General features: G+C 41.2%; 2 protein-coding genes and 1 pseudogene. 1 reads left to right on the top strand and 2 read right to left on the bottom strand.

Going from position 1 to position 2,251, the window contains the following annotated elements; translation table 11 throughout:
• Positions 1-164 precede the first annotated feature (164 nt).
• Positions 165-1,355, bottom strand: a complete 1,191-nt coding sequence (metK, locus tag QM409_RS10650) for a methionine adenosyltransferase (RefSeq protein ID WP_414305724.1) — start codon at positions 1,353-1,355, stop codon at positions 165-167.
• A gap of 117 nt (positions 1,356-1,472) precedes the next feature.
• Positions 1,473-1,675, bottom strand: a pseudogene (locus QM409_RS10655) (hypothetical protein).
• Here QM409_RS10655 and QM409_RS10660 point away from each other — a divergent pair.
• Positions 1,636-2,251: transposase (locus QM409_RS10660; RefSeq protein ID WP_414310509.1), on the top strand; the 616-nt coding region annotated here is incomplete at its 3' end. The pseudogene QM409_RS10655 and the gene QM409_RS10660 sit on opposite strands and share 40 nt — an antisense overlap.

The following is a 2,251-nucleotide window of genomic DNA, read 5'->3' on the forward strand; positions in this document are numbered from 1 at the left end:
AGTTGTTTGATTTGTGTTATAGTGAATATGCATGGGATAGCCTTTCTAAATGGTTTATTAAGCAATTCTATTTTACCAAGACTATCGCAACCATGCAAAAAAGCAACGGCAAATCCGTTGCTTTTTTTTGAAGACAAGAGACTATTGTCCCAGGCTCTTCTTATCTATTTTACTGCTTCTTTCAAAGCATCTACCTTATCGAGACGCTCCCAGGGAAGGTCAATATCTGTACGTCCCATATGTCCATAAGCCGCTGTTTGACGGTAAATTGGACGTTTAAGATCCAACATTTGGATAATTCCTGCAGGGCGAAGGTCAAAGATTTGACGAGCCGCTTTTTCAAGCTTGCTTTCAGCTACTGTTCCTGTACCGAAAGTATCGATACGAACAGAAACAGGCTGCGCAACACCGATAGCGTAGGCCAACTGTACTTCTGCCTTCTTAGCCAAACCCGCTGCAACGATATTCTTGGCAATATAGCGAGCCGCATATGACGCAGAACGGTCCACCTTAGTCGCATCCTTACCAGAGAAGGCACCGCCCCCATGACGAGAGTAGCCACCATAGGTATCCACGATAATCTTACGACCAGTCAAACCTGAGTCCCCTTGAGGTCCACCGATTACAAAGCGACCAGTCGGATTGATGAAGAATTTTGTTTGCTCATCCAAATAAGAAGCTGGAATCACTTCCTTGATAACCTTGTTAATCACATCATTGTGAATTTGTTCATTGCTGACTTCTGGATCGTGCTGAGTTGAAATCACGACTATGTCCACACGTACTGGACGATCATTTTCATCGTACTCAACTGTAACTTGTGATTTTGCGTCTGGGCGAAGATAGCTAATTTCCCCAGACTTACGAAGTTCTGCTAAACGACGAACCAACTTGTGGCTTAGTGAAATTGGCAAAGGCATAAGCTCTTCTGTTTCATCCACTGCAAATCCAAACATGAGACCTTGGTCTCCAGCACCAATCAAATCCAGTGGATCTTGATCAGCATTTCCACGAACCTCCAAGGCTTCGTTAACCCCTTGAGCGATATCTGGTGACTGCTCAACAAGTGACGGATGAACTCCCACCGTCTCAGCAGAAAAACCATACTCTGGATTGGTGTAACCAATCTCTGCAATGGTGTCACGAACCACACGATTAATATCCACATAGGCATTTGTAGAAATTTCACCAAAAACGTGGACTGAACCAGTATAGACAGCTGTCTCAGCAGCAATGTGCGCCTCTGGATCCTTAGCTAAAATAGCATCCAAAATCGCATCTGAAATTTGGTCTGCAATCTTATCTGGATGCCCCTCAGATACAGATTCAGACGTGAATAATTTACGTTCTGACATAAAAATGTCCCCCCTTAAAAATAGTGTTATAGAGTTACAAAGTACTGATAGGAAAACTCTTAGTTATAAATACCTACCATCTTATCGGGACTATATAACTTTACCATTATATCATTTTTAAGCGCAATTTGCAGTCTTTAATGTAGTGTTTCTGTTTAGAGTCTGGGACAATAGTCTCTTATCTCCAAAAAAGCAGCGGATTTGCCGTTGCTTTTTTGCATGGTTGCGATAGTCTTGATAAAATAGAATTGCACAATAAACCATTTAGAAAGGCTATCCCATGCATATTCACTATAACACAAATCAAACAACTTTACCACTAGAAATCAGTTCTTTCTTGCTACAGGACCATCTTGTCTTTACTATTGAAAAAGTGGTGAATACCTTGGAGGATTGTCACTTCCATGCTTTCTATCATGCCTTTGCTCGTCCGTCTTATCACCCTAAAATGCTTATAGCTACTCTTCTATTTGCCTATTCACAAGGGATTTTCTCTGGTCGAAAAATTGAAAAAATGATGATTGAAAATCTCGCTATGCAGTACCTAACAGGACCGTTGGTTGTCAGCTATCGCACCATCAATCGTTTTCGAGTCGCTGAAGGGATGGAAGAACTCATACGTAATCTTTTCATGGACCTCAATCTTCGTTTAAAAATGGAAGAGTTAGTGACCTTAGATTGTCTGTTTATTGATGGTACTAAGATTGAAGCCAATGCCAACAAGTATAGTTTTGTGTGGAAGAAAGCGACAGATACCAAGACTCTTCTACCCTTACTTGAAACCTATCCGCATGAATTGAAAACAATTGTTGCAGATGCTGGATATGGAAGTGAAGAGAATCTCCTTCGTTTAGATGAAAAGGAGGTGAACCATCTGATTAAATATGCCATGTTTG

It is taken from the genome of Streptococcus mitis (assembly GCF_047465045.1).
Lineage (GTDB): Bacteria > Bacillota > Bacilli > Lactobacillales > Streptococcaceae > Streptococcus > Streptococcus mitis_DT.

Excerpts from the sequence above, each read along its gene's own strand:
- metK (WP_414305724.1), bottom strand. The coding sequence starts at position 1,355 with ATGTCAGAACGTAAATTATTCACGTCTGAATCTGTATCTGAGGGGCAT.